At 56.4% G+C, this 24,439-nt stretch carries 26 protein-coding genes; 14 read left to right on the top strand and 12 right to left on the bottom strand.

The window, feature by feature from the left end; genetic code table 11:
* Positions 1–85: 85 nt before the first annotated feature.
* From DXY38_RS06470 to DXY38_RS06485, 4 genes are all read right to left on the bottom strand, one after another.
* A complete protein-coding gene (locus tag DXY38_RS06470; RefSeq protein WP_115070949.1) occupies positions 86–886 on the bottom strand; it encodes an inositol monophosphatase family protein in 801 nt (266 codons plus the stop codon).
* Between the two features lie 5 nt (positions 887–891).
* Positions 892–2,487 carry a TolC family protein gene (locus DXY38_RS06475; RefSeq protein ID WP_115070950.1) on the bottom strand — a complete coding sequence of 532 codons (1,596 nt, stop codon included), beginning with the start codon at positions 2,485–2,487 and terminating at the stop codon, positions 892–894.
* A gap of 141 nt (positions 2,488–2,628) precedes the next feature.
* Positions 2,629–4,026, bottom strand: a complete 1,398-nt coding sequence (locus DXY38_RS06480) for a TIGR03279 family radical SAM protein (RefSeq protein WP_115070973.1) — start codon at positions 4,024–4,026, stop codon at positions 2,629–2,631.
* A gap of 21 nt (positions 4,027–4,047) precedes the next feature.
* Positions 4,048–4,899: an undecaprenyl-diphosphate phosphatase gene (locus DXY38_RS06485; RefSeq protein WP_115070951.1), complete on the bottom strand. Its 852-nt coding sequence runs from the start codon at positions 4,897–4,899 to the stop codon at positions 4,048–4,050.
* 171 nt (positions 4,900–5,070) lie between these two features.
* Here DXY38_RS06485 and DXY38_RS06490 point away from each other — a divergent pair, with 171 nt between their 5' ends.
* The 3 genes from DXY38_RS06490 to nadB all read left to right on the top strand — a co-directional run bounded on the left by DXY38_RS06490 (position 5,071) and on the right by nadB (position 8,035).
* Positions 5,071–5,817, top strand: a complete 747-nt coding sequence (locus DXY38_RS06490) for a DUF3120 domain-containing protein (protein WP_244279034.1) — start codon at positions 5,071–5,073, stop codon at positions 5,815–5,817.
* A gap of 112 nt (positions 5,818–5,929) precedes the next feature.
* Positions 5,930–6,307, top strand: a complete 378-nt coding sequence (psbU, locus tag DXY38_RS06495) for a photosystem II complex extrinsic protein PsbU (RefSeq protein ID WP_006854546.1) — start codon at positions 5,930–5,932, stop codon at positions 6,305–6,307.
* 48 nt (positions 6,308–6,355) lie between these two features.
* On the top strand, positions 6,356–8,035 hold the full coding sequence (gene nadB, locus DXY38_RS06500) for an L-aspartate oxidase (RefSeq protein WP_115070952.1): 1,680 nt from the start codon (positions 6,356–6,358) through the stop codon (positions 8,033–8,035).
* A 16-nt stretch (positions 8,036–8,051) separates the two neighbouring features.
* Here the strand turns inward: nadB and DXY38_RS06505 are convergent, their stop codons facing one another.
* The gene (locus DXY38_RS06505) at positions 8,052–8,993 is read right to left on the bottom strand and encodes a vitamin K epoxide reductase family protein (RefSeq protein ID WP_115070953.1); all 942 of its coding nucleotides are present in this window, start codon (positions 8,991–8,993) and stop codon (positions 8,052–8,054) included.
* 113 nt (positions 8,994–9,106) lie between these two features.
* Between DXY38_RS06505 and rimO the strand changes: the two genes are divergently transcribed.
* From rimO to DXY38_RS06525, 3 genes are all read left to right on the top strand, one after another.
* A complete protein-coding gene (gene rimO / locus DXY38_RS06510) occupies positions 9,107–10,504 on the top strand; it encodes a 30S ribosomal protein S12 methylthiotransferase RimO (RefSeq protein ID WP_115070975.1) in 1,398 nt (465 codons plus the stop codon).
* Positions 10,501–11,730: an MFS transporter gene (locus tag DXY38_RS06515; protein ID WP_115070954.1), complete on the top strand. Its 1,230-nt coding sequence runs from the start codon at positions 10,501–10,503 to the stop codon at positions 11,728–11,730. The genes rimO and DXY38_RS06515 overlap by 4 nt, the downstream gene beginning before the upstream one ends.
* Positions 11,731–11,965: 235 nt before the next feature.
* Positions 11,966–13,540 (top strand): B12-binding domain-containing radical SAM protein, encoded by a 1,575-nt coding sequence (locus tag DXY38_RS06525; protein ID WP_006854552.1) that lies wholly within the window; start codon positions 11,966–11,968, stop codon positions 13,538–13,540.
* A gap of 4 nt (positions 13,541–13,544) precedes the next feature.
* Here DXY38_RS06525 and DXY38_RS06530 read toward each other — a convergent pair whose 3' ends face one another.
* Positions 13,545–13,943, bottom strand: coding sequence for a DUF4346 domain-containing protein (locus DXY38_RS06530; protein WP_115070955.1), 399 nt, complete (start codon positions 13,941–13,943; stop codon positions 13,545–13,547).
* Between the two features lie 24 nt (positions 13,944–13,967).
* Positions 13,968–15,149: a GNAT family N-acetyltransferase gene (locus tag DXY38_RS06535; RefSeq protein WP_115070956.1), complete on the bottom strand. Its 1,182-nt coding sequence runs from the start codon at positions 15,147–15,149 to the stop codon at positions 13,968–13,970.
* Positions 15,150–15,240: 91 nt separating this feature from the next.
* Here DXY38_RS06535 and DXY38_RS06540 point away from each other — a divergent pair, with 91 nt between their 5' ends.
* On the top strand, positions 15,241–15,684 hold the full coding sequence (locus DXY38_RS06540; protein ID WP_115070957.1) for a hypothetical protein: 444 nt from the start codon (positions 15,241–15,243) through the stop codon (positions 15,682–15,684).
* On the opposite strand, the gene DXY38_RS06545 is transcribed toward DXY38_RS06540, so the two are convergent.
* Entirely contained in the window at positions 15,666–16,322 is a 657-nt protein-coding gene (locus tag DXY38_RS06545) for a dihydrofolate reductase family protein (RefSeq protein WP_115070958.1), read from the bottom strand. The two genes, DXY38_RS06540 and DXY38_RS06545, sit on opposite strands and share 19 nt — an antisense overlap.
* 12 nt (positions 16,323–16,334) lie before the next feature.
* Entirely contained in the window at positions 16,335–17,255 is a 921-nt protein-coding gene (locus DXY38_RS06550; RefSeq protein ID WP_115070959.1) for a 6-carboxytetrahydropterin synthase, read from the bottom strand.
* Between the two features lie 52 nt (positions 17,256–17,307).
* Here DXY38_RS06550 and DXY38_RS06555 point away from each other — a divergent pair, with 52 nt between their 5' ends.
* Complete coding sequence (locus DXY38_RS06555) at positions 17,308–17,922, top strand: shikimate kinase (RefSeq protein ID WP_115070960.1); 615 nt, start codon at positions 17,308–17,310, stop codon at positions 17,920–17,922.
* On the opposite strand, the gene DXY38_RS06560 is transcribed toward DXY38_RS06555, so the two are convergent.
* Positions 17,879–18,139 (bottom strand): chlororespiratory reduction protein 7, encoded by a 261-nt coding sequence (locus DXY38_RS06560; RefSeq protein WP_115070976.1) that lies wholly within the window; start codon positions 18,137–18,139, stop codon positions 17,879–17,881. The genes DXY38_RS06555 and DXY38_RS06560 overlap by 44 nt on opposite strands.
* Positions 18,140–18,164: 25 nt before the next feature.
* On the opposite strand from DXY38_RS06560, the gene DXY38_RS06565 reads away from it, so the two are divergent.
* Entirely contained in the window at positions 18,165–18,926 is a 762-nt protein-coding gene (locus tag DXY38_RS06565) for a DUF6816 family protein (RefSeq protein WP_115070961.1), read from the top strand.
* On the opposite strand, the gene DXY38_RS06570 is transcribed toward DXY38_RS06565, so the two are convergent.
* Positions 18,838–19,563 carry a glutathione S-transferase family protein gene (locus tag DXY38_RS06570; protein ID WP_115070962.1) on the bottom strand — a complete coding sequence of 242 codons (726 nt, stop codon included), beginning with the start codon at positions 19,561–19,563 and terminating at the stop codon, positions 18,838–18,840. The two genes, DXY38_RS06565 and DXY38_RS06570, sit on opposite strands and share 89 nt — an antisense overlap.
* 58 nt (positions 19,564–19,621) lie before the next feature.
* Here DXY38_RS06570 and DXY38_RS06575 point away from each other — a divergent pair, with 58 nt between their 5' ends.
* Genes DXY38_RS06575 through DXY38_RS06595 form a run of 5 tightly spaced genes read left to right on the top strand, consistent with a single transcriptional unit; the run spans position 19,622 to position 23,983 of the window.
* The gene (locus DXY38_RS06575; RefSeq protein ID WP_115070977.1) at positions 19,622–19,831 is read left to right on the top strand and encodes a DUF751 family protein; all 210 of its coding nucleotides are present in this window, start codon (positions 19,622–19,624) and stop codon (positions 19,829–19,831) included.
* Positions 19,832–19,833: 2 nt separating this feature from the next.
* Complete coding sequence (gene rbfA, locus DXY38_RS06580) at positions 19,834–20,238, top strand: 30S ribosome-binding factor RbfA (RefSeq protein WP_006854564.1); 405 nt, start codon at positions 19,834–19,836, stop codon at positions 20,236–20,238.
* A complete protein-coding gene (locus DXY38_RS06585) occupies positions 20,235–21,932 on the top strand; it encodes a glycoside hydrolase family 3 N-terminal domain-containing protein (RefSeq protein WP_115070963.1) in 1,698 nt (565 codons plus the stop codon). The genes rbfA and DXY38_RS06585 overlap by 4 nt, the downstream gene beginning before the upstream one ends.
* Before the next feature lie 36 nt (positions 21,933–21,968).
* Positions 21,969–23,177 (top strand): glycosyltransferase, encoded by a 1,209-nt coding sequence (locus DXY38_RS06590; protein ID WP_115070978.1) that lies wholly within the window; start codon positions 21,969–21,971, stop codon positions 23,175–23,177.
* A complete protein-coding gene (locus DXY38_RS06595) occupies positions 23,174–23,983 on the top strand; it encodes a uroporphyrinogen-III synthase (RefSeq protein WP_115070964.1) in 810 nt (269 codons plus the stop codon). Before DXY38_RS06590 ends, DXY38_RS06595 begins: the two co-directional genes overlap by 4 nt.
* Here DXY38_RS06595 and DXY38_RS06600 read toward each other — a convergent pair.
* Positions 23,962–24,429 carry a hypothetical protein gene (locus DXY38_RS06600; protein WP_115070979.1) on the bottom strand — a complete coding sequence of 156 codons (468 nt, stop codon included), beginning with the start codon at positions 24,427–24,429 and terminating at the stop codon, positions 23,962–23,964. The genes DXY38_RS06595 and DXY38_RS06600 overlap by 22 nt on opposite strands.
* Positions 24,430–24,439: the final 10 nt, after the last annotated feature.

The raw sequence follows: 24,439 nt of genomic DNA on the forward strand, positions 1-24,439 counted from the left end.
CTTCGGAGCAAACTCCCCCGCGCAGTCCAAAACCATAACCCAACACTCTCCCTTTTCGCAAGGCGTGCGCGAAAAGAAACAGAGCTCAACCCTTCAGCAGAGACTCTCCCCATGGCGCTAAGCGCTCTAGCTGCTTCTGAGAGCCAGCAGCAACCACAGGGAAGCCCATCTCTGAGAGATCGCATCCTGGTTGCAAATGAGCAGGGTGAGGGCCCAACCAAATCAGTGGGCAGCCCAGTTCCGTCAGCACGAGCCAAGCTGCGGCTAGATCCCAAATTTTGGGAGTGGCCTCGAGTGCACCTGCGGTTTGCCCCATCGCCACACTCACCAAATTGAGGCTTGCAACACCCAGGAGACGAATTTTTCCAGGAAAGGACTGGTCTGGTCTTTTCTGAAGAACGCGAATGGATCGACTGCAAAGCGAGACGCAAGAACTACCAGCAGCAACCCTGCTCTCAGGAGTCAAACGTTTGTGATTCCGCCAAGCCCCCTGTCCTCGAATCGCCACGATCCTTTGGTGCAAGGAAGGGATGTCGAGAAACGCCTCCGACGGCTCACCATCCACGAAGCGTGCGATCGAGATAGCCCAGTAGGGAATCCCCGCCGCAAAATTAGTGGTTCCATCCAATGGATCAACCACCCAGTAGGCACGGCTGGACGGACACTCCTGACTGCCCTCTTCGCTGAGCACCCCCTCGCCAGGAGCAATCTCCTCAAGTCCCTGAACAAAGGCAGCATCACTCCAGCGATCGCAGGCGGTGATCAGACTTCCATCAGGTTTGACGTCGAACACGATGTGGCCGAAATCATTGCGCTGACGTTCAGCAACTTGGTCGAGTAGACGATGTACCCGCTGGAGTTGCTGAGGAGTAAGCGGCTCAGGCACTCGAATCAGCCCTGAACGACAGGAACTGGAGCTTCACAAGCAGGACGATTGGGTTGCGGCTCGATAGGGACATCAATATTGGCCTCATTTGGCTTTGTAGCTGGCAAATTAAGTGCAGAACATGCCATTACTTGATCAAGTCCAGTACGACGACGCAATTGAGCAATGCTGATGTTGTATTCAGTAATCGCATTGGCATAGCGAACCTCAGCATTTGTAAGGTCCCTCTGAGTGTCCACGACTTCCCGTTGAGTGGTCACACCAGCCTGGAAGCGCAGGCGAGCTAATCGCAGCGACTCAGCCGATGAAAGAACTTCAGTGGAAGTGGTGTGAATATTTTGAGTTGCTTTGCGGAGGTTATAAAAACTTTCTTCGACTTGAGAACGAATGCGATCACGTTCGGAAGCAAAGTTGAATTTGCTCTCCTCGGCTCGCTGCTTATTTTGGCGGTACTGAGCACGCGCACGCCCACCGTCAAAAATGGCCCATGTGGCGTTTAGACCAACTGCATTGCTTACATTCCAGCTGTAATCAGCCATGTCAATGGAGCCCGTTTGAGTGGCTTGTCCCTGATTTTTGCTCGTATTGAAGTTATTAAAAATGCTTAGGACTGGCTGCACCGCTGCAAGGGCTGCGTTCGCATTGCTGTTGTTGATTGAAATATCAAGAATAAATTGATCTAATTCTTCCCTAAACGCATAAGCAGCGATAATACTTTCCTGAAGTGATGGCTGCCATGTACCCAGCACACGAGATGGATCAGCGGCTGTAGGGGTCACATCCTGTGGAAGGTCGAGCAAAGCAGCTAGAGCTCTACGAGCTTGAGACTGACTAGCCAGACCGGAGGTGAGCACTTCACGATCTCTGGCTAATTGCGTCAGTGCTTCTAAGACCTCTAATTTAGTAGCGACTCCAGCCTGATAACGAGCACGAGCATCACGTAAGCTTAAAAGCGAAGCTCGCACCGATTGCTGACCAATCCTGACCTGTTCATCTTGACGCTGAAGCCGAAAATAACTAGTTGAAGATTGAAGCCTTAACTCCCTCAATGCAATGAGATAAGCATCACTTGCTTTCTCAAAATTATCGCGTGCCGCAGAAATTTGCGGAACCCGCTTGGGATCTATCAGATTCCATCGAACTTGAGCAGAAAAATTAGCTGACCATTGGGTTGTGTAAGTATTTGGCTTTGGCTCGGAAAGCCCAGTTTCGGGGTTAAAAGCAGTCTGCGCAAAATCAGGATTTCGGTATTGCTCACCATCTAAATATTGAGGAAGTCCATTCGCTGTGAGATTCACGGTGGGATACCAAGCTGAAATCGCAGCAAGAACTCCTGATTTAGCCTGTTCAACTTGACTTGCAGCAGCTTTCAAGCGGGGATTATTAACTTCAACTAGCTGCTCTACGTCTTGGAGCGTTAACGGGCGAAGTTCACGGATCGTGACCTGAGAAGGGAGATCGGGTAGGGCGAGACTATCTGGTGACTTCAGCGCATCCAAGTCCTCAGGAAGCGTTGTTGCGGCTGGTGGCATGACCGATGGATCGGCCTTAGGACGAGATCCTTTGAGCTCAAGGGCGTTAGGCAGAGTCGATTGATCCATCAGAAATGAATCAGAGGAAGTCGACTCGCCATTTACAGCCTCAGCAAGTGCAGTCGACGCGCCAAACACAGGCAGACAACCTGCAATTAGAAAAATATGAGCAGCTGTCCGGAGCACAATAAAACTGGAACTTTGCGGAGTTTAGGTGCTTTTTTCATTGGAGCCGAGTGCAGAGGCCACGATCTCAGCTGCTCCATGCACGATTCGGACCGGAACTGGCAAAGTCGCCCTTAATTGATCCAAGGTCATGTCGTCCAAAAACACCGGGTCTCCCTGACGGAGCATGACGGAAGGCAGCAAAAGCTGATCACCAAGATCTTGATCGATGAGGCCATCAAGAAGGTCTTGTCCGGTGAGCAAGCCAGTGACGACTTGATCTTGCCCCCAGTAAGGGCTTGGGAGGCCATGCAAGCTGAGCTGAACTCCCTCCACCGCATTGAGCCTCTGCAGGACAGGTTCCAGGGCATTGGCAACCAAGCGTCCCACCACCCAGCTGCTCCTCACTGGTGTCTCAACAGACCGGGGAAGATTGGTGGTGGCCTCATCCAGCGAAGCGAGAAACGCCCGGATACTGCCAACCCCATTTTCCTGCTGAGGAAAGTCTTCGTAGCTCGCCCGCGAGGGCAACGACAACCCCGCAATCAAGTACCACTCGTCTGAAAGCCAGGCAAAATTGCTTTCAAACTTGAGCTGAAACTCCTTCTGAAGAGGTTCCACCGCGGCAATCACCTTCCTGGCATCCACTGGAGTGACCGCACGTAAGCCATCAGATGCCGGCCGGAACCGAGTCAGGCCAACCGGCACAACAGCGACAGAGAGCACTGCGGGCCAGTCACCGCCTGCAAATTGCGCCAAATCCTGAAGGGTGCGCAGCAGCGCCTCTCCATCGTTTTGATCGGGGCACACCACCACTTGCGCGTGGATCTGCAAATCGCGTTCGGCGAACCAAGCCAGTTGCTGCAACAGCTGACCGGCTCGTGGATTCTGCAAAAGGCTCGAGCGCAGATCAGGGTCCGTGGCATGAACAGAAACAAATAAAGGAGACAGACGCTGTTGTTCAATCCTGTGCCAATCGGAATCACTGAGATTCGTCAGGGTGAGGTAAGAGCCGTAGAGAAAACTCAAGCGATAGTCGTCATCCTTGAGATAAAGGCTGCTGCGATGGCCAGGTGGTTGCTGATCGATGAAGCAGAAGGCACAGGCGTTGCTGCACTGACGCAATCCATCAAACAAGGCTTCTGTAAAAGCCAGCCCTAGGCCGTCGTCCTCATCCTTTTCCAGATCCACCTGATGGAGCGCCCCTGCTGCATCGCGTATCTCTAGATGCAACTCTTCTTCCACTATCAAATAGCGGTAATCGATCAGGTCTCGAGGTCGAACACCGTTGATGCTTAACAGCTGATCGCCAGGCTCAAAGCCAAGGTCCTCTCCGATCGATCCAGGCTCGACCGATGCCACCACAGCTGGTGAGGGCTGGCGAGAAGCACGATCCGGATCAAGAGCCGAAACAGCAACACCGGCAGAAGGTTCATTCCACACGGGGCTCACGGTCAACTTCGTTCAGTTTGATGCCGAACCAGACCACCAGACCAGAAGCAGCACTCCAAATAGCAACCGGTACACCACAAAAACCCAGGTGCTGTGGCTCTGGAGATATTTAATGAGCCAGTCGATGGCAAGCCAGGACACCACTGCCGCAGAGCAGATCCCCACGAAAACAGGTAACACCCCCCCCGCGCTGGGCTCTGAAAAGGCGTCCTTCAATTCCACCAATCCTGCAATCGTGATGGCAGGAATCCCTAACAAAAATGAGAAGCGCGCTGCATCCGCGCGCTTCCATCCATCAAAGAGGGATGCCGTGAGCGTGCTTCCCGAACGAGAAACGCCAGGGATCAGCGCCAGCACCTGGGCTAAACCCACAACCAATCCATCTCGTCCTTCCACCTGAGTGAGCTGCTTCATTCGCGGCCCGATCCGTTCAGCAAAGCCCAAGAGAAGTGCCATCACAATCGACACCACGGCAATGGCCGGAACACTTCTTAGTGGAGAGATTGCGTAGTCAGGCCAAAAAAACTTGATGCAAAAACCAGCAATCAAAATAGGTATGGTGCCAATCACCATCGCAATCCCAAGCCGCGCCTCAGGTTCACGCCATTGCCCGCGGCGGACAGCTCCACTGATGCCTTTGAGCACTCCCGCCAAATCAGCACGGAAATAGGCAATTACAGCAACGATGCTGCCTAGTTGAATCACGGCAGTCACCGACACCCCAGGGTCATCCCATCCGGCAAGAAGAGGAACAACTTTGAGATGGGCCGTGCTGCTGATCGGCAAAAATTCCGTGAGCCCCTGCACGACACCAAGCACAAAGTCACGCCAGCAAGCTTCCAGCAGTCCGGGATCTGGCGTCAAAGCGCTCTTTAAATGAGGGCTATAAGACTATGAGCCACAACGAGACAAGCCGCACGTGTTAAGGACGACGAGGTTGGCGACGTTTTGATCATTGTTAGGCGCCAGATCCCAACAACCGGTTCAAATCTTCTAATCTTCGAGTCCTTTAGTTACCTCATCGGGGAAGCACTTTTGCTGAGTGGTCTGATTCAGACGCCAACAACGGACAAGAAGAGCCTGATTATTTCTCAGGCACCATCGGTTTCGTTTCCTCGCTCGTTGTCCTTCTGGGCATCGGCGTTGGTTGTTCTGCCAGTCTTCTTCCAAGCACCCTGGGTTCGCTTTCACCCGTTTAGCTCCTGTCTGTTCACCGCAGTCCTCCTGACGACGGGGATCGTGGCCGCACAGGTTGGCAATGCTGCTTGGAAGCGAGCGGGAACCCTGCTGGTGGGGTTCAGCGGCAGTTGGCTCGCTGGCACCCTTTTCTGGGGATGGCTGCGCATGCATCCGGTGTGGCACTTACCCATAGAGGCCATCGCCGTACCGCTAGCCATTGGCGGGCTGAAGAGTCGCTGGAAGCTGAGCTGTTCCTTTTATTTAGCCTCACTCCTGGGCACCGCCTTCACCGATATCACCATGGCCCTGACCGGAGTCATGTCGTTTTGGCCACAGGTTGTTCAAGCCACATCGAGCGAAGCCCCCTTTCTGCTCAGCGAAGCAGCAAAGCTGGTTTTGCAGCCTGTTTCTCTCTTGATTCTCTCTGCAGCCGCAGGGCTGATCCTCTGGTTGGCAAAACAGTGTTGGACGCAATCAGCCAGGCCTTCAGAGCATCAAGAGGCTTGGAGAGTGGCCGCTGCTGTCCTTTCCACCACTCTGTTTATCGATGCTTTGTTTCTCGGGCTCTCCCTCTCAGTCCCAAGCCTGAGCGGTCTGATCTGAAACGAACTGCGAACGCCTGACTGTGCTGAGGCAGCAAAAGGGTTCTGCACTTGTATGGTTTCCGTACCGGCGCTGCCGGAAGTTATGTTCCGAATCCCGACGGAGAGTTCAGATGAAGCGCCTGTTGTCCTGGCTGACGGGCTTGGTTGTGATCGCTGGCCTACTGATAGGCCTTCTCGTTCCCCCCAGTGTTTCTGCCGCTGAGATCAGAAATGTCGCAGACGACAAACTCGCCGAACGTGGCGACAAGGTTGATCTAAACAATTCCTCTGTGCGCCGCTTTCAGCAATTTCCTGGGATGTACCCCACCTTCGCGGGAAAAATTGTTCTCGGAGGTCCCTATGAGAACGTCGATGACGTTTTAGATCTCGACCTTTCCGAACGTCAGAAAGAATTGTTCGAGAAATACCGCGACAATTTTGTGGTCACAGCTCCATCGATTGCGCTCAACGAGGGCTTCGATCGCATCAACGACGGTCAGTACCGTTAACACTGATCCAAGCTTGAACCGCCAGGTGCACTGGCGGTTTTTGCTCCCATGAGCAGCCACGCAACCTCTATCGATCCGATTGCGCCTGGGCCCTGGGATGTGATCGTGATTGGCGCCGGTGCTGCCGGACTGATGACATGTTTGGAGCTTCCAGCGGGTCTTCGGGTCCTGCTCCTCAATCGAAACACGAGTCGGCGATCGTCGAGTCGCTGGGCTCAAGGAGGAATCGCGGCAGTTACCCGTTCCAACGACAACGCTGGAAGCCACGGCGAAGACACCGTGAGAGCAGGCGCTGGGCTATGTGATGGCGATGCGGTGCGCCTGTTGGTTGATGAAGCCCCGCAAAGCGTGCTCAGACTTCAAGAACTCGGCATGGAGTTTGATCGCAACCCGGATGGATCACTCGCGACCACCCTGGAGGCGGCCCACAGTCATCGAAGGGTTCTGCATGTGCAAGACCGCACGGGCAAAGCCTTGGTGGATGTCTTGCGAGAACGCGTGGATGCTCGTCCTGGCTTGCAGCATCGCCGAGGCGTACGGGTCACCCAGCTCTGGGTGCAAGACAATCGCTGCTGTGGCGTCCAGGTACTCGAAGGCCCGAGGCTTCACTGGATCCCCGCCCGTGCTGTGGTCCTAGCCACCGGCGGTGGCGGGCACCTTTACACCAACACGACCAACCCAGCACAGGCCTGTGGTGAAGGTGTTGCGCTGGCCTGGCAAGCGGGAGCGGCCATCGAAGATCTGGAATTCATTCAGTTCCATCCCACAGCCCTCAAGCTTGAACATGCACCCTGCTTCTTGATCTCTGAGGCCGTCCGCGGAGAGGGGGCTCTCCTTGTCGACGCCCTGGGACAAAGCCCCGTCCAAGAACTCGCTGGAAAAGACTTAGCCCCAAGAGATCAGGTCAGTCGCGCGCTGGTTCGTCGCATGCAGGCCCAGGGCGTCGCTCATATGGGCCTGGACCTCACCCCCATCGACGCTGAAACCTTGCAACGGCGCTTTCCCAACATCCTTGAACGCTGCCACAACTTTGGAATCAACCCAGAAGAACAGCCCATTCCAGTGGCTCCAGCAGCCCACTACTGGATGGGAGGTGTCGCCACCGATTTGAAAGCGACAACCAGCCTTCCTGGCCTTTACGCCGTTGGCGAAGTGGCCTGCACCGGTCTGCATGGAGCCAATCGCCTCGCCAGCAACTCTTTGATGGAATGCCTTGTCTTCGCAAGGCAATTGCGTGACATCGACCTTGGCGATCCACTCTCAAAAGCCACCACCGAGGAACAACGCACGGAAGCACCATCAGACAACGTTCAGGATCATCAAGCGTTCAGCGAACAAGAGCTAAGCCAATCCATCCAATGGCTGAGATCAGAGTGCTGGCGTGTGGCCGGCGTTGACCGATCAGCTCATGGCATGAGGGACGTGTTGAAAACGCTGCAGAAAGCAACGCCAATCTTGGAAGCGATGACTCCCCTCAAGTTGATGCAGCAACAACATCCTGAGCGGAGCACCCTTCTCGATGAAAGCAGGCGGGCAGAGCTGAACCTGATGTTGGATCTGCTTCATCGCCAGCAAGCGAGTTCTTTGCTTTTGGAGGCTTGTTTGTTCCGAAAGGAAAGCAGGGGCGGACACTTCCGTAATGACACCCCAGCCCCCTTACCTCAATGGTGCCGCCATAGCCGCCAAATAAAAGGCCAAGCCATCGGAACGAGAGCAGTGACCTCTTAGTAGTTGGTTCTTGTGTTTAGAAGTCCTTGGGGCCCTGATATCCAGACAGACGTGCGAGATCTGGAAGCTTTTTCACACCAGAGTCCAGCTCTCCGTTGATCTCCCAGGTTGGGAAGCCCTCAATGCCCTTGCTCTGGCAAAGCTTGGCGTCGTTGTTTTGACCTGTTGGGGCGCATTCAACAACTTTGAGAGTGTCGGCAGCTTCTTTGCCGAAGAGCTCCTTCTGTTCATGGCAATGAGGGCACCAATAGGCGCTGTACATCACCGCCCCCGAGGCCGTGAGATGTTCGGCAAGAGAGATTTTTGCTGGGTTGCTCTCGGTGAGCACCGGGGGAGCTGCGCCTGGGCCTGTGGCAACGGCATCAGGACGGGCAGGATCCAGCACGGAAGCCCAAATCAGGCCACCAAGCAACACGGCAAGAGCGAGAAGGAAGCCTCGAAACAGCAGTTGGGAGGGGTCGTCCCATCCACCTCCAACCAATGACAACACCAACAAGCAGAGGGAGAGCAGAGCCGAAAGAACGCAGAAAAAACAGAAGGCCTGGATCTTGATCACCATCAGACCCACGAGCACCAGGCTGAACACAGCCATCACGAGGGAGACCGTGAACAAGCCCCACCAGGTGCGGCGAGACAAGTCAGCTTTGTTCTCCGACAAACCTGGGAGCAAAGGCACAACCGCCATGACCAGGACTGCGAGATAGGCAATCAAGCCTGCAAAAGAGAGGGGAATGCTGAACCCATCTCCCTGAAACAATGTGCCCCAGGGGCTATTCAGGACCTTGTCGCAACCACCCGCGCCCATCGGGCAGGTGAGATCCCCGAGCACTCCCCAAAACTTCAGGGTGATCGACCCCGTATCGATCACGCCGACCGTGGCCAAAACGGCCATCACAATTCGGACCCATTTCGAACCTTGGTCCTGCCGGCGTCGGCTGGTGAGACGCTGAGTTGCCATCAAAGGCGATCAATTAACCCTGATTTTGGCAGCAAAGCGTGAGCAATTCAGCGTTGAAGCATGGGTGTCATCCGTTCATCCGCTCCTAAAGTGAGGGATTGCAGGGTCATGCCATGGCCGGGGACGCCAAAACAGGCAACAGCCTCTCGGAACGGCCCACCGTGGCCTTCGCCCATCTGGGCTGCGAGAAAAATCGCGTGGATACAGAGCACATGCTCGGACTTCTCGCTGAGGCCGGCTATGGGGTGAGCAGCGATGAAAACGACGCCAACCTGGTGGTGGTGAATACCTGCAGCTTCATTCAAGACGCCCGCGAAGAGTCCGTACGAACCCTTGTGGGACTTGCAGAGCAAGGCAAGGAGCTGATCATTGCCGGATGTCTGGCCCAGCATTTTCAGGACGAGCTTCTGGAGTCGATACCAGAGGCAAAAGCGATCGTGGGCACCGGTGACTATCAGCACATTGTGGAGGTGCTGCAGCAGGTAGAAGCCGGTGAGCGGGTGAACCGCGTCAGTGAGACGCCAACGTTTGTGGCCGACGAAAATCTGCCCCGGTATCGCACCACAGGAGAAGCGGTTGCCTACTTAAAAGTCGCTGAAGGCTGCGACTACCGCTGCGCGTTTTGCATCATTCCCCATCTGCGCGGAAATCAACGCTCAAGAACGATCGAATCGATCGTGGCTGAAGCCCATCAGCTGGCAGCACAAGGGGTTCAAGAATTGATCCTGATCAGTCAGATCACCACCAATTACGGCTTGGACCTCTATGGCAAGCCCCGCCTTGCCGACCTTCTCAAGGCACTCGGCGACGTGGAAATCCCCTGGATTCGCGTCCACTACGCCTATCCCACGGGCCTCACCCCAGAGGTTCTTGCGGCCTATCGAGATGTTCCCAATGTGCTGCCCTATCTCGATTTACCGCTTCAGCACAGCCATCCTGAGGTGTTGAGAGCGATGAATCGCCCTTGGCAAGCCGATGTCAATGAACGATTGCTGGATCAGATTCGTGAACAACTCCCTGAGGCCATTCTTCGCACCACATTGATTGTGGGATTTCCCGGCGAAACAGAGGAACAATTCGAACATTTGGCCGGATTTTTAGAACGTCAACGCTTTGATCACGTTGGCATCTTCACCTTCTCGCCAGAAGACGGCACGGCGGCTGCAACCCTCCCAAATTCAGTCCCTGAGGAGATTGCCATCGCGCGCAAGGACAAGTTAATGACCTTGCAACAGCCCATTTCCGCTGCTCGCAATGCCTCTTGGATTGGCAAAACCGTGGATGTTTTAGTGGAGCAACACAATCCCTCCACCGGGGAAATGATTGGCCGATGTTCCCGCTTCGCGCCGGAAGTGGACGGAGAAGTGCTGGTGCAGCCAGGGGATAACGGACTGCAAGTCCATCCCGGAACCATGGTGCCGGTTCAGATCACAGGCGCAGACATCTACGACCTCACCGGCCGAGTGGTCGGTGCTGCTCACATGGTCGCCGCAGCTCGCGGTGCGACGTGATCAGAAGCCCCAGCTGGCATGAACGGCAACGCACAATTTTTCTCATTGCCTCAGGGTTAAGCACAGCTGGTTCTTTCGCAGGTCTCACCGCCAAAGGTTGGATCTTGATGAGCGGCACCGACAACGCCATGTTGCTCGCCCTGCATTTTGCAGCTCTCTCACTCCCGACCCTGATCGTGAGTGGAGCCGCCGGTGTTCGCACCGATCGAATCGGCTGCGAGCAGGTGCTCATTCAGGCGCAATGGGCGCTCCTCGGAGCAGGGCTCCTTGGGGCCCTATCGATTCCTCTTTTGGAGGGAACGGCCCAGGTTGCTGTGCTGCTCGCCAGCACCCTGCTCATGGGGATTGCCAGTGCCTACGAACTCACTGCCCGCAATAAATACTGCGCCCTGCTGGTGGATGACCCACGCACATTGGCGCCGTACCTCACCAGCTTTTCGGTGGTTTTCAATGTTGGAAAATTAGTCGGACCTCCGATCGGGGGGTGGCTTGTGGCTTTGACGGGACCAGCCACAGCCCTCAGCCTCGATGCCCTCACCTATTTATTACCCATTGCCAGCGTGATCTGGCTGCTGAAGCCAAACCGATCGATTGAACAACTCAGCAGCACGACAAGCTCCACCACCCTTAAGGCTGCCTGGAAAGAATGCGGACCCGTTTTACGGCACGTGCTCAAGTTCACAGCCTTGATCTGCATCGTGGGGTTCTTTCACCCAGGCCTGGCACCCCTGATTGCCGCCGACACCCTCGGGCCAAGCCCTCAAGACCTTGGTTTATTCACAAGTGTGCTGGCCGCAGGAAGCATCACCGGTGGGATCGTCTTGCAACGCAACAGCCACAAATTCAGCAGCCGTCCCGGCCTCACGCTCGGTTGTTTCGCCTTGATCACAGCGATCGCTCAACTTGGAATGGCCAGCAGCAAATTTGTTCCCATCGTGCTGTTGATGGTTTGGCTGATTGGCGCTGGAACCGCTGGACTTCTCAGTAGCGCCAATTTGATCACCCAGGTTGGCTCAAAGCAGGTGCTCAGAGGACGGATGGCCGGATTAAGCCAAATCGCTTTTTTGGGTGGTGGAGGGTTAAGTGGCCTGATCGCAGCTCAACTCACAATCAGTCTTGGATTGCAAGCAACATTCGCGATTGCAGGAGGAATTGGCCTGATTCTCTCCTTAGGTGAGATCTGGCGTCGCGGTGGAATGCCGATGAACGAAATCAAATCAGCTTGATGCCGCGCAGAATCGTGCTGAGAACAAAAGCTGCGACCAAACCAGCAGCCACAAGACCCAAGTAGATAGCGACGCCCATAACAGACACAGATTGCAGCAACCATTAGATCAGAAACCTTGCCGAGATGCTTGCAAACACGCTTAAGCTTGTACGCATCGAAATCTACGGATTAATAACCGGTCTGCATTGAGGGTTGGCCGGCTTCCCCGAACGCTTAGCTCTCCCGATACCACCATGCGCACCCTTTTCGTCTATCCCCAATTTCCCAAGACGTTCTGGAGTTACGAAAAAATTCTGGAACTGGTCAACCGAAAGGTGTTGCTACCGCCTTTAGGCCTCGTCACGGTTGCAGCCCTCCTTCCCCAGGAATGGGAGATGAAGTTGGTGGATCGCAACGTGCGCGAAGTGACCTCTGCCGAATGGGATTGGGCCGAGCTGGTGGTGATCTCAGGAATGATCGTCCAGAAGGACGACATGCAACAACAGATCAACGAAGCAAGGAGTCGTGGGATTCCAGTCGCGGTTGGAGGCCCCTACGCCAGCTCCACCCCTGATGCGCCAGAAATTGCGGACGCCGATTTCAAAATCTTGGATGAGGGGGAAATCACCCTGCCCCTGTTTATCGAAGCCATCCAGAGGGGGGATCGCAGCGGTCGGTTCAGCGCAGAAGGAGAAAAGCCTGATGTGACCTCCACCCCAATCCCTCGCTTTGACCTGCTGCAGCTCGAGGCCTATGACTCCATGAGCGTCCAGTTCTCGCGGGGCTGTCCATTCAATTGCGAATTTTGCGACATCATCGTTCTCTACGGACGCAAACCACGCACCAAAACACCTGAGCAGTTGGTTGCTGAATTGCAATCGCTTTATGACCTTGGATGGAGGCGTTCGATCTTCCTGGTCGATGACAATTTCATCGGCAACAAGCGCAATGCGAAGCTTTTGCTGCCGCAAATCAAAGCCTGGCAAGAAGACCGTGGCTACCCGTTCAGTTTTGCAACTGAGGCATCCGTCGATTTAGCCGATGACGACGAAATGATGCGAATGATGCACGAAGCTCGTTTTGAAAGCGTGTTCCTTGGCATTGAAACTCCCGATGAAGCCAGCCTAGAAACCGCGAGAAAAGTTCAAAACACTCGCAATCCACTCGATGCCGCTGTTGACCGCATTACGGCCAATGGCATTCGGGTGATGGCTGGATTCATCATTGGTTTCGATGGAGAAAAAGATGGTGCTGGCTTACGGATCGTTGATTTCGTAACCCGTACAGGAATTCCTGCAGCCATGATGGGAATGCTGCAAGCCCTTCCCAACACAGCCCTATGGCATCGTCTTGAAAAAGAAGGTCGCTTGATTCAAGACGAATCGGCTGCCAAGGGTGTTAACCAAACGAATTTGCTTAACTTCAAACCAACCCGACCCATTCGTGACATTGCCAACGAATATGTCGAAGCATTTTGCACGCTTTACGAACCCAATGCCTACATGGATCGGGTTTATTCCTACTACTTAAAAATGGGAGCGCCACGCTGGAAAGGAACCAGCAAGTTGCCTACCTGGACTGATATCAAAGCACTATCGATCGTGATCTGGCGTCAAGGCCTAAAACGCGATACTCGCGGGCGCTTTTGGCGCTATCTGTTTGGCATGGCTCGCCAGAATCCAGCCATGCTTGAGCAGTTCATCGTTGTCCTTGCACACAACGAACATTTCATGGAGTACAGAGCGATTGTGCAACAGGAAATCCGTGAGCAGCTGGAATCATTGCCACCAGAAGAACCCAGCAACTCTCGCGAGCTTCAGCCTGTTTGAGGGATTAATCCTGAACGTAAGGGCTTCCAACGCGCAAACACTGTTCTGCCTTCTGAAGTTCCCGGCCCAAATACAGCGCATGATCCAAACGGCTTAGGGGATGGTTTCCGTCCCCTTCGCACAAGGCAATCCCCAGTTCTTTTGCTGTGCGCCCACGCAACACGGCCGTAGGCGTTCTAGGGCCACCCTTCCGGCAAGCAATCACTTCCCCGGAATCTGGATCTCGTGCAAGGCCTTGCTCATCAATCGTGTTGCCGTAGTGCTCAACAACCAATTCAGCGGCAGCAACATCCACGCGAATCAAGAAATAACCCAACGGGTCTAAGGCTATAAATCGCTGCGACAACTGATCATCCAGCTGAGCACAGGCGTTGAGGTCTATGGCACTGTTGGTCTGGTTCAATCTGGCTGCAAGGCTCTTCTCAACTTACAGAGCAAGGGATGGCGTCTCTTTTCGAAAAGGGAGCTCAGCATTGATCGCCTCAATCTCCTCGAGCATCAGTGGATTGACCTTGCCGAGCCAGCCACGAATCAGTCCTTCCATCTGGGGCTCATACCAGCGATGCAGGCTGGTATGAGGTCGAGCCACAAACCCACGCCGACGTTTGTGGCTCCCCCCTGCTCCTGGATCAAAACTCTTCAGTCCCTGCTTCAAAGCCCACTCAATCGGAGCGTAATAGCAAACCTCAAAATGCAAACAATCAATCTCTTCATGGCTCCCCCAGTACCGCCCCCAGAGCGATGCATCGTCATGCACGCAAAGTGACATAGCCACTGGCTCATGGGGGTTGCCACGATGCGCACTAAAGAGAACAATCCGCTCACGCAATGCATTCGTAGCCAAGGCATCGAAAAACGATGCTTCGAGATACTTGCTACCCCACATCCCCCAACGAGCACAGTGCTGTTCATAAAATTGATGCATGCATTGCATCAATGAAGGATCGAGGTCCTCACCACAAAGGGGGGTGATCTCAATGCCTGCTGCACGAACAGCCTTCCGCTCACGTTTGATATTACGGCGCTGATTGGCATTAAATCCTGCCAAATAGTCGTCAAAATTGGCCTGCCCATCTGATGTCCAGAGACTCTGCTGATTCAACCAAGCAGCACAACCTGCAGCTTCTGCCAAAGGACGCCAGAGCGGATCAACGTAGAGAAAATTACAGCTGAGGATGCCATTATTACGAGCAAAGGTATCAATTAACTCCAGCATGAGTTGGGTCAATGCCGCAGGATCTTCATCTGCAGCGATATGAAAGCGATAGCCCTGTACTGGGCTGACGGGGCTCATCCCAATCAACTTTGGGTAATAACGAAGACCAAGGTCGCCAGCGAGCCGAGCGAACGCTTGATCAAACACAAACTCCCCATAACTATGACCCTTGAGATAAAGCGGAGCGACCGCACAAAGTTGCTCCTCTCCTCGCCACAGGGATAGGTGCAGTGGCTGCCATCCCTGATCGGGCGCCACGCTCCCAGAATCTTCAAGGGCCGCCAGCCAATTCCAGCGATAGAAGGGAATGACCTCAGGACCAAGCAGCTGTTCCCACTGCTGTTCGGGTATCTCCCGAATCGAGCGATGCCAACAAGCCTTCAGGGATGCCATGACCGGCGAAGACAGCGGCGAAGAAGAAGACCCTAACCAGTGAGAGCCAATGGAGTCACACTGAACGCAAGCCAGTTTTTGCCAACCTGCCGTGAACCGTTCGACGCCAGGAAAACAGCAGGTGGTGTTCACGCTGTTGGCGCTCAGCTTGATGCTGAGCGGAAGTGCCGTCCAAGCAGGGCTACTGCAGCCATTGCTGCAAATGATGCGTCCAAAACTTGAGAGCCAGCTTGCTGATCAATGTCAGCAACTCGCGAAACAAGCCCTTAAAGAGGCTGAACTCGACCTTGAACCATTCAGCCGCATGGGAGAGCAGTCGTGTCAGGCGCTAGCCAAGCCCGTCAGTGAATGCCTGATCCGTGAAACCAGTCGCGCTGGCAGAGAGTTGGGTGTGATCAGCGAACTCTTGTCAGGGCGCATTGGAGATGACGCCGAAGTGGTGATCAAACGCTGCCTGGGGTCGCTGCTGGGACTCCAGGCAACCGACCTAGAGAAGGTCCCGCTCAGCGAGCTTTTTCAGCGGCTGCGTCCATAACGAACCAACAGCTCATTTCCGCTCAGTCGATCGGCCGATAACAGCGTCCAAGCATCGGGCTGCGATAAAGCCAATGGCATGCTGCATCCTTCAGACGGAATCCAGCTGAACCGACCTCCCAGCAGGCATGGGCTCAGAGTCAGCTGCAGCTCATCCACTTGATCGGCTTCCAGAAGGGATGCGCAGAGGCCCGCTCCTCCAAGAAGAACGAGGCGATGAAAGCCCAATGCCGCAAGCTCCACCAGGGTGGTCTCCCAGGATGGTTGCAAGCGATGAATGGCGGAGAAACCATCCACGGAGATCCGATCTGGGGTCAAGAGCTGACGCTCAAGCGCTTGTTGAAAAAACGGCCACTCCAGACCAAAGTCTGGATGGCGACTCACCACCAGCGCCGTTGGCTGTAACGGCCTGCCCTCTTGCTTGCGCTGCGCCAGAAGCTGTGGTTCATGAATCAAACAGGTGCAGCGATGGGCCCGCAGTGTTCCTGCACCGATCAGAACCGCATCGGCCCAAGCCAAAGCCTGTTCAAGGACATGCCTATCGCCAGCTCCGCCGAGCTGAGCAGCCCCTCCAGACGCAGGAGCAAGCCGCCCATCCAAACTGACGGCTAGCACCAGACGAACCGATGGTCGCTGCACGTGGAAACAGCCTCAGCCGTTAACGGCAGAATGCATCGCTTCGGGCATCGCATTGAGCGCAGGAGCTTCGGCGTACACCTCTGCAGCGTTGTTGGGGCTTTCCTGAAGCCGCACCTTGTGCAACTGAGCGCCAATGGCGCGAACGGGGGTGCTCAGTCGATCAACGATATGCAGGGCAATGTTTTCAGCCGTCGGAACACAATCGGCGAAATGGGCGACGTCCTTGTTGAGGAAGGTGTGATCGAAAGGCTCCACCACGAGGTCGCTGACGAGACGTTGAAGCGCCGCTAGGTCGCAGACCATCCCCGTGCGGGGGTCAATGCTTCCGCGCACCGTGACATCCACCAAGTAGTTGTGGCCGTGGCCATGGGGACGGGCACATTTGCCGTAAATCTGCTCGTTCTCCTCTTGGCTCAACTCTGGTCTTGCCAGACGGTGCGCAGCAGCGAAATGAGTGCGGATGGTGAGATAGGCGTCCATGGTTTGTCCGAGATAGTCGGCCCACAGGCCTGATGATTCATAAAGGCGCAGCGCCACAAGCGGCAGCTGATTGGCCAACCGTGACCAGATGATCCGAACCAAAGCTTCGGTGGTTGGCAGGCAACCCTCCGGATTGGTCACATCGAATTCTGGCCAAGCCTCATTGAGGAAGCGAAAATCGAGTTGTTCGGTGACTTCCGAACGAATCGCATGCTTCACATCAGAGAGGTTCAGCACCATGCCATTGGCGTCAAGGCCACCGGCCATGGACACAATGAGTTCGTAATTGTGTCCATGGCCAGGGGCAATCGCACAGGATCCAAAACGGGCTGCGTTGTCGTCAGCAGTTAATTCCGGCAACCAATAACGGTGGCTGGAGCTAAAACAGGCTCGGCGGGTGATGACACAGCCACGACCTTGGCCGTGCGGTGCCGTCGTGATGGCATCAGTCATGACGTGGTCTGACCAGCGATCATCCTAGTGAGTTCTCCCACCTGCCGAACCGATGGCTGACGGCGCGACCACGACACCCCATCCTTTGAAAGCCCGTTTGGGCGGCCGGAACCTCTACCTGATCGGAATGATGGGGAGTGGTAAAAGCAGCACGGGGCGCCCCCTAGCCCAACGCCTGGGCTACGGCTTCGTTGACGCCGACGGCGTCGTGGAAGCGCTGGCTGGCCGCCCGATCCCCCAAATCTTTGAGACAGAGGGAGAGCCAGGCTTCCGAGCACTCGAAAGTCAGGTCCTGCAAGCCATTGGCGAACGCCATTCGCTCGTGGTTGCGACCGGTGGTGGTGTGATCACGCAGCCAGAAAACTGGGGCGTTCTGCATCAAGGGATCGTGATCTGGCTTGCCCCTGGACGGGACCAACTCCTGGCGCGTCTCCTCGCAGACCCAGGAGCCAGGCCTCTGCTTCAAGATCAAAATACTGAAGCGGCTTTAGACGCGCTCCTGGAAGCTCGTACCCCTCTTTACGCCGAGGCCGATCTGCGGATCACGGTGGGCGACGAGACGGTCAACGCTGTGACAGATCGAATCCTTGAGGCCATCCCTGGCATTCTCAAACCCCATGAGCTCATGTTCCAGGCTCCAGGCGCACGGCAAACCACTGAAGATTGAACCCTGGAGCTAGCTCGAGATCGCAGGCTGTGTCCAAGAGCCTTTCTGCGGCGGCAGATGACGATCCAAACTCACGCAAATCACTGGGTAGCACTGACATGTTGTCCAGCTGATCCGTCAGCCATGTCAGGGTGTCGTCGGAACTGAGCAGTCGTTCTGGCTTGCCCGGCTCAAGCACCACATAGTGATCACAAGCACGGATGAGGGGATCGGACATGACGCGGCCACTGCTGGCACTGATCATGGCCGTGCTTCTTCTCGCTGGACCAGCAACACCAGCCCTAGCGGACAACACCCAAAACCATCAGCAGCTCGAAGCACGCCTCAAGGATTGGCCAGCCTGGTCGGATCCTGCTCCTCTGCCGCGGCCACGCGCCAACCAGGACCTGGTGTATCCGGATTGGTTTGCAGGGCTTTGGGAGGTGGAAAGTCTGGATCTTTTGGCAAACGGCAAGGTGGACGAAACCTTGCCCCCCTTGCAGCATCTGGCCCAGTTTCAGCTCAATCCGCAGAACGAGGTGGTGGGGAATCGACCGTTTAATGCCAGAGCGATTGGTCAGGCCCTCTTAGGCAAGCAACTGATCAGCGTTGAGCAAGCCCCTCAGCAAGTGAACCGTCAGCTCGCTCGACTCAGCGACGATCGTCTGCTGGAAACGACGGTGATCGGCAGGGAACAAACATCGATCAACGCCGCAGCCTTTCTGAGTGATGAGCTTGTTCTCCAGGTGATGCATGGGGCAAGGGCCCCAAGGCTCAGCAGAATTGAAACCCTGAGTCGCTATCGGCCATGCCCAAACGAGCCAGGCGCTGAAATCGTCAGTCGAATCTGCGGGGAGCAATGGCAACAGACCTATCCAGCTCCAGGGGAAACCAGCGAATCGTTTGTGCAACGACCAAGCCGTTACAAGCTCACGCTCACACGGCTGCAGGATCCTGCTGAAGCAGGCGAGCATCCAGCCGATCGCGCCACTCAAACAACGGCTGAAGGCGGGGATGATCACTGAGACCAGCGACCCCGCGGCCAGCCAATTGGGGGCCTGATGAAGCGGGGAAGCGCAACAGGGATAGCTGCGCCGCTACGGCCAAATCAGCCAGGCTGAGGGAATCGCCAACCAAGACGCTGTCCGCCGTGAGTCCATCCGCAATCGCAATCAAGTTGTGGAGCATGGCGGAACGCTCCTCCTGGCCAAACAGCTCGTTCACCCCACTGAGCCAACCCGTGGGAACGCCGGTCATCACCTGCCGAATCGGGCCCGGTACGTCATCAGGCAAAAGGGCCGCCCGCAAATCTGGGTCATCCACAGCGGCCTGAAGCAGAGCCGCGCGGACGGATCCAGCCAAGGTTGTATCGGCCCAATCTTCGATCAAATGAACCTGGGCCACAGCGCGGCGATCCTTCGGGAAGAAGGGCGGTTCGGGCTGCAGCTCCTCTAAATAACGACAAATCGCGCTGGAATCTGCCACCACCGTGTCGCCATCCACGAGCACCGGAACTTGCCTTTGCCCTGACAAACGGAACACGGCTAATTGACCGATTCCAGGCGTGACTTCCACTTCTCGAAAGCTCAAACCTTTGGCGTGCAACGCCATCCGCACCTTGAGGCAGAAGGCGGAGTGACGGAATTGATGCAGCTCCAGCATGACCGTCTTTGCCCTAAGCCGGCAGAGTAGCTATCAGATTGATTTTCCTGCCAGGACCATGCGCGAGTTTTTCGTCAATGTGACGCGTTACCCGCGCTACCTCATTGCCTTCAGCCTTGGAGTCCTCAACTCCGTTGCAGAGCCTTTAGCGAAGCGGCGAAGCAATCCCGTCACGGCAGTGGCTCTGATCGGGGCCTTGATCAGTGGCTTCATCACCCTTGGGCTGGTGCTCCGTGCCATGGTGACCTCAACAGCACCACTGAGCTGACGATGGCCCAGGGACGTCGAGTTGAACGGGTTGCCGCCTTAATCCGCAAGGAAACCAGCGAGCTGCTGATCAATGGGATCCGTGACGAACGGGTCCATCAAGGCATGGTCAGCATCACCGAGGTGGAGGTCAGCGGAGACCTCCAACATTGTCGAATTTTCGTGAGTGTCTTCGGCGAACAGGCGCAAAAAGACGAAGTCATGGATGGCCTAGAGGCCGCTCGAGGATTCCTTCGTGGGGAGCTTGGCCGTCGTCTGCAAATGCGCCGCGCCCCTGAGATCGTGTTCAAACTCGATCTTGGAATTGAGAAAGGTACCAGCGTGCTCCATTTGCTTGGGGAACTCGAACGGGAGCGGGATGAACGAGGAGATGTTCCAGAAGGAACCGAACTCCCGGAGAATCCATGAATGCGGGTGAGCTCGGTCAGGGCAAGCTCCGAGAGGCCGTCGCCCGCTTATTGGTGGTGCGCGCCAGCGGTCATGCCACAGACAGGCAACGGCGATACCCACGCTGGGAGCTCAGCAATCACGAGCTGGAGCAGCTCCTAGGCGCTGGGGTCGGGGGCGTGATCCTGCTCGGTGGAACAGCCACAGAATTGCAACAGCGCTGCCGCACCTTTCAGCGCTGGGCTGGGCAACCCATCCTGTTGTGCGCCGACGTTGAAGAAGGCGTGGGCCAACGGTTTGAGGGAGCCAGCTGGCTCGTGCCGCCGATGGCGCTCGGACGACTCCATCGCAGAGCTCCGAGACAGGCCGTAGAACTGGCTGAAAACTACGGACGATGCTGCGGCAATCAGGCAAAACGCTGCGGGCTGAATTGGGTCCTGGCACCGGTTTGCGATGTCAACAACAACCCCGACAACCCGGTCATCAACGTGCGGGCATGGGGTGAAGATCCAAACACCGTGGGGGAGTTAACAGGAGCTTTTCAGCGCGGACTGGCGGCAACAGGCGTCTTGGGGTGCGCCAAGCATTTCCCTGGGCATGGCGACACCGCCAGCGACTCCCACCTGGAACTTCCTCTGCTGCAACACAGTCGCGAACGCTTAGAGAGCCTTGAACTTCAGCCGTTTCGCACCCTGATCCAGGCGGGAGTCAGCAGTGTGATGACCGCCCATCTACTGATTCCAGCATTGGATGAACAGTGGCCGGCCACCCTCTCCGCCAACGTGCTCACCAGGCTGTTACGGGATGATCTCGGCTTCAAGGGCCTTGTGGTCACCGATGCCTTGGTGATGGAGGCCATCGCGGCTCGCTACGGAGCAGGCGAAGCCGCAGTGCTGGCATTCGCCGCAGGTGCTGACTTGATCTTGATGCCGGCCGATGCCGTGGCCGCCATCGACGCTCTCTGCGATGCGCTGCTTTCCGGTCGCGTGCCCATGGCCCGTCTTCACGACTCGCTCAATCGCCGCCAGGCGGCTTTGCAATCCATCCAGCTGCCGCTCGATTCGAGCGACAACGAGCACACGATTGAAACAGCGGAGGAGAGAACGCTCAGCTTGGAGCTCGTCAAGCAGTCGCTGGAGATCGCCAGCCCCGCCATCGCCAACGAATTAACCCAGCCCAACGAGTCAAGCCAGGCCAACCCCATCGAGGTCATCAACCTGATCCGGGTGGATGGTGTTCTTCCCTGCCCGGTGCTTCCTGCCGATGCACCTGCCATCCTTCTTCCCAAAGCCCTCGGCTTCCAATCCCTCGTCAGCCATCCCCTAGGCATTTCCCCGTGGGCGAATCCAGCGGATCCAGCAGCCCCGCTGGCACTCGATCGCCTCGGGGAAGGGCCTCTGCTCCTGCAATTATTTGTCCGAGGCAATCCCTTTCAAGCCAACCGCAGCGCTCGGGAGCCCTGGACTAATGCCATCAAACAGCTGATTGGCTTGAACCGACTTTTCGGCTTGGCGGTGTACGGAAGCCCCTACGTCTGGGAGGCACTGAGCGCCCTGCTGCCGAGATCCATTCCAGCGGCTTACAGCCCTGGGCAAATGCCTGACGCACAGCAAGAATTGCTTCAACAGTTGCTTCAACAGTTGAAGCAACATCGCCTGAAACCGGATCCTGCTTCAACGCCATCAAGGTTTGCCATCAACGAATTCACCGACTGAACGCGCCTAGCCTCTGCCCCAGTTGTGCCCAAGACCATGCTCAGCCTCTCCATGATCGTGCGCAACGAGCAAGAGCGGCTAGGAGCCTGCCTGGACTCCGTAAAAGCCTTCGCCGATGAAATGGTCATCGTTGACACGGGCTCGACCGATCAGACCATTGCCATCGCGAAGGCGGCAGGTGCACGGGTCGAACAGTTGCCTTGGCCAGGCGATTTCGCTCCAGCTCGCAATGCCGCCCTGGAATTTGTGACAGGCGACTGGGTGCTCGTGCTTGATGCGGATGAATCCCTAAGAGCTGAAGCGATCCCTGCTCTCAAGGCGCTCATGGCCCAACCTGATGTGCTGGTGATCAACCTATTGCGCCATGAGCAGGGTGCTGCCATGGCCCCTTATTCCAGCGTGAGTCGCCTTTTCCGCCGCCATCCCCGCATTCGCTGGAGCCGCCCGTATCACTCGATGGTGGATGACAGTGTGCGCGAACTGCTCAAGGACGAACCCCACTGGCGGATCGCCGACTGCCCAGAACCAGCCCTGCTTCACGACGGTTACCGGCCGGAGCTACTGCAAGGAACCGATAAGGCTGACCGTCTCCGCCGGTCCATGCAGGAATGGCTGGAACAGGAGCCAGGACATCCCTACGCCTGCGCCAAGCTCGGGGCCCTCGAGGTGGCAGATGGGGATCGGGTTCAAGGCATCGCCCTGTTGCGCGAAGGGCTTGCCAACCTTGGCGAGGGTGATGAGCACGCTGCAGAACGCTACGAGCTGTTGCTCCATCTGGGCATTGCCCTGAGCGCGGAGGACACCGACCAGGCCATCGCGTTCTACAAACAAGCCCTAGCGCAAGCTTTGGACGTCCGTCTTGGCCTTGGCGCCAGGTTGAATTTGGCCGCGCTGCTGTTGCAAACCAACGAGCTCGATGAGGCCATCCAACTCACCAAAACGGCATGCCAACGCGCTCCAGAAGTGGGCCTTGCCTGGTACAACCTGGGGCTGATGCAACGCCGCAAGGGTGAGATCAAGGACGCGTTGCAGTCCTATGAACGAGCGATCAGCCTGGAACCCAGCCATGCCGAATGCCATCAGAACCTTGCTGTTGCAAGGCTCGTCGGTGGAGACATCGATGGAGCGAGAGCTTCGTTCCGAACGGCGATCGCCCTGCTCAACAGCCAGGGGAAAGGAGACCAGGCAAAAGCCTTGGAACAGCAGGTAAGTGGACTGGTGAAACTGAATGAGGTGAATGCATGATTGCCGGAAGCAGTCCCGGTCTGCAAGGGCGCACCATCGTCGTCACCAGGGCTCGTGAACAACTGGGGGAAGCCCGGAAACTTTTGGAACAACAGGGTGCCAGGGTGCTCGACCTACCGGCTTTGGAAATCGGCCCTCCCGATGAATGGGGACCTTTGGATGATGCCCTCGCTGAATTGGATGAGTTCCACTGGGTGGTCTTCTCCAGTGCCAATGGGGTTCAAGCCGTTGATGAACGTCTGCGGCTACAGGGAAGCAGCTTGGGGCGTAGGCCTGCCGGGCTCCGTATTGCTGCTGTTGGACGCAAGACCGCACGCCTTCTGGAGCAACTGGGAGCCCCCGCTGATTTCGTGCCACCAGATTTCGTAGCAGACAGCCTGATCGAACACTTTCCTGTTTCAGGTTGGGGATTAAGACTCCTGCTGCCAAGAGTGCAAAGTGGTGGCCGCACGCTGCTCGCTGAAGCCTTTGGAGAGGCGGGCGCCAGGGTGGTAGAGGTGCCTGCCTACGAATCCCGCTGTCCAGCCGACATCCCCGACACGACGGCCACAGCCTTGGCCTCAGGGGAGGTGGATGCCATCACATTCAGCAGTGGGAAAACCGTGCTCCATACAGCGGCACTGCTAGAGCAAAAATTGGGAGCTGAACTAGCAGCTCGAGCCATGCGCTCCGTAGCCCTGGTCTCGATTGGCCCCCAGACCAGCCGACATTGCCTTGAACAATTCGGACGGGTCGACCAGGAAGCCAACCCTCATGATCTCGATGGTTTGACCCAAGCCTGCCTTCAGGTGATGCAAACCCGCTGAGATCGCCCGGCCTGAAGCACGGTTAGGCAGCCCGTACGGATATTGATGGTTTGCACCTCAACGTCCATCGGGAAAAGCTGCTGAGCCTCGCCAGGGCAACGGCCTCCCGCCCCCAGACACACCACTCCCGATCCCTCAGCCGTGCTGATCAGTGCACGCAATTGATCAGCCACAGAGAGCACACCAAGGACCTTCCAGTCCTGATCTCCCGCGGCACCGAGATCGGGCCCAGAGGTTCGTTGCGGGAAAGGGGCAAAGGGATCGGTGCGCCCCTCTGGAACGGAGACGAGCACCTCATCAACACTGGGTAAAACGGTTAAGGCCGTTTGAGGGAGAGACGGCTCAACCGTCTCCTCAGGGGACAGCAAGGGGGGTGCATTCACTTCACTGGATTGGCTGACATCCGTTGGATCAGCGGAACATCCAGCGATCAAGGCCCCGAACATCAGCGTTGAA

Source organism: Synechococcus sp. UW179B (genome assembly GCF_900474245.1).
Taxonomy (GTDB): Bacteria; Cyanobacteriota; Cyanobacteriia; order PCC-6307; family Cyanobiaceae; genus Synechococcus_C.

Coding starts and splice junctions, on each gene's coding strand:
- psbU (WP_006854546.1), top strand. CDS start 5,930: ATGAAGCGCCTGTTGTCCTGGCTGACGGGCTTGGTTGTGATCGCTGGC.
- DXY38_RS06590 (WP_115070978.1), top strand. CDS start 21,969: ATGCTCAGCCTCTCCATGATCGTGCGCAACGAGCAAGAGCGGCTAGGA.
- DXY38_RS06550 (WP_115070959.1), bottom strand. CDS start 17,255: ATGACTGATGCCATCACGACGGCACCGCACGGCCAAGGTCGTGGCTGT.
- DXY38_RS06570 (WP_115070962.1), bottom strand. CDS start 19,563: ATGCTGGAGCTGCATCAATTCCGTCACTCCGCCTTCTGCCTCAAGGTG.
- DXY38_RS06525 (WP_006854552.1), top strand. CDS start 11,966: ATGCGCACCCTTTTCGTCTATCCCCAATTTCCCAAGACGTTCTGGAGT.
- DXY38_RS06475 (WP_115070950.1), bottom strand. CDS start 2,487: ATGGATCAATCGACTCTGCCTAACGCCCTTGAGCTCAAAGGATCTCGT.
- DXY38_RS06505 (WP_115070953.1), bottom strand. CDS start 8,993: ATGGCAACTCAGCGTCTCACCAGCCGACGCCGGCAGGACCAAGGTTCG.
- DXY38_RS06585 (WP_115070963.1), top strand. CDS start 20,235: ATGAATGCGGGTGAGCTCGGTCAGGGCAAGCTCCGAGAGGCCGTCGCC.
- DXY38_RS06535 (WP_115070956.1), bottom strand. CDS start 15,149: ATGGCATCCCTGAAGGCTTGTTGGCATCGCTCGATTCGGGAGATACCC.
- DXY38_RS06600 (WP_115070979.1), bottom strand. CDS start 24,429: ATGTTCGGGGCCTTGATCGCTGGATGTTCCGCTGATCCAACGGATGTC.
- rimO (WP_115070975.1), top strand. CDS start 9,107: ATGGCCGGGGACGCCAAAACAGGCAACAGCCTCTCGGAACGGCCCACC.
- nadB (WP_115070952.1), top strand. CDS start 6,356: ATGAGCAGCCACGCAACCTCTATCGATCCGATTGCGCCTGGGCCCTGG.
- DXY38_RS06595 (WP_115070964.1), top strand. CDS start 23,174: ATGATTGCCGGAAGCAGTCCCGGTCTGCAAGGGCGCACCATCGTCGTC.
- DXY38_RS06555 (WP_115070960.1), top strand. CDS start 17,308: ATGGCTGACGGCGCGACCACGACACCCCATCCTTTGAAAGCCCGTTTG.
- rbfA (WP_006854564.1), top strand. CDS start 19,834: ATGGCCCAGGGACGTCGAGTTGAACGGGTTGCCGCCTTAATCCGCAAG.
- DXY38_RS06565 (WP_115070961.1), top strand. CDS start 18,165: ATGGCCGTGCTTCTTCTCGCTGGACCAGCAACACCAGCCCTAGCGGAC.
- DXY38_RS06575 (WP_115070977.1), top strand. CDS start 19,622: ATGCGCGAGTTTTTCGTCAATGTGACGCGTTACCCGCGCTACCTCATT.
- DXY38_RS06560 (WP_115070976.1), bottom strand. CDS start 18,139: ATGTCCGATCCCCTCATCCGTGCTTGTGATCACTATGTGGTGCTTGAG.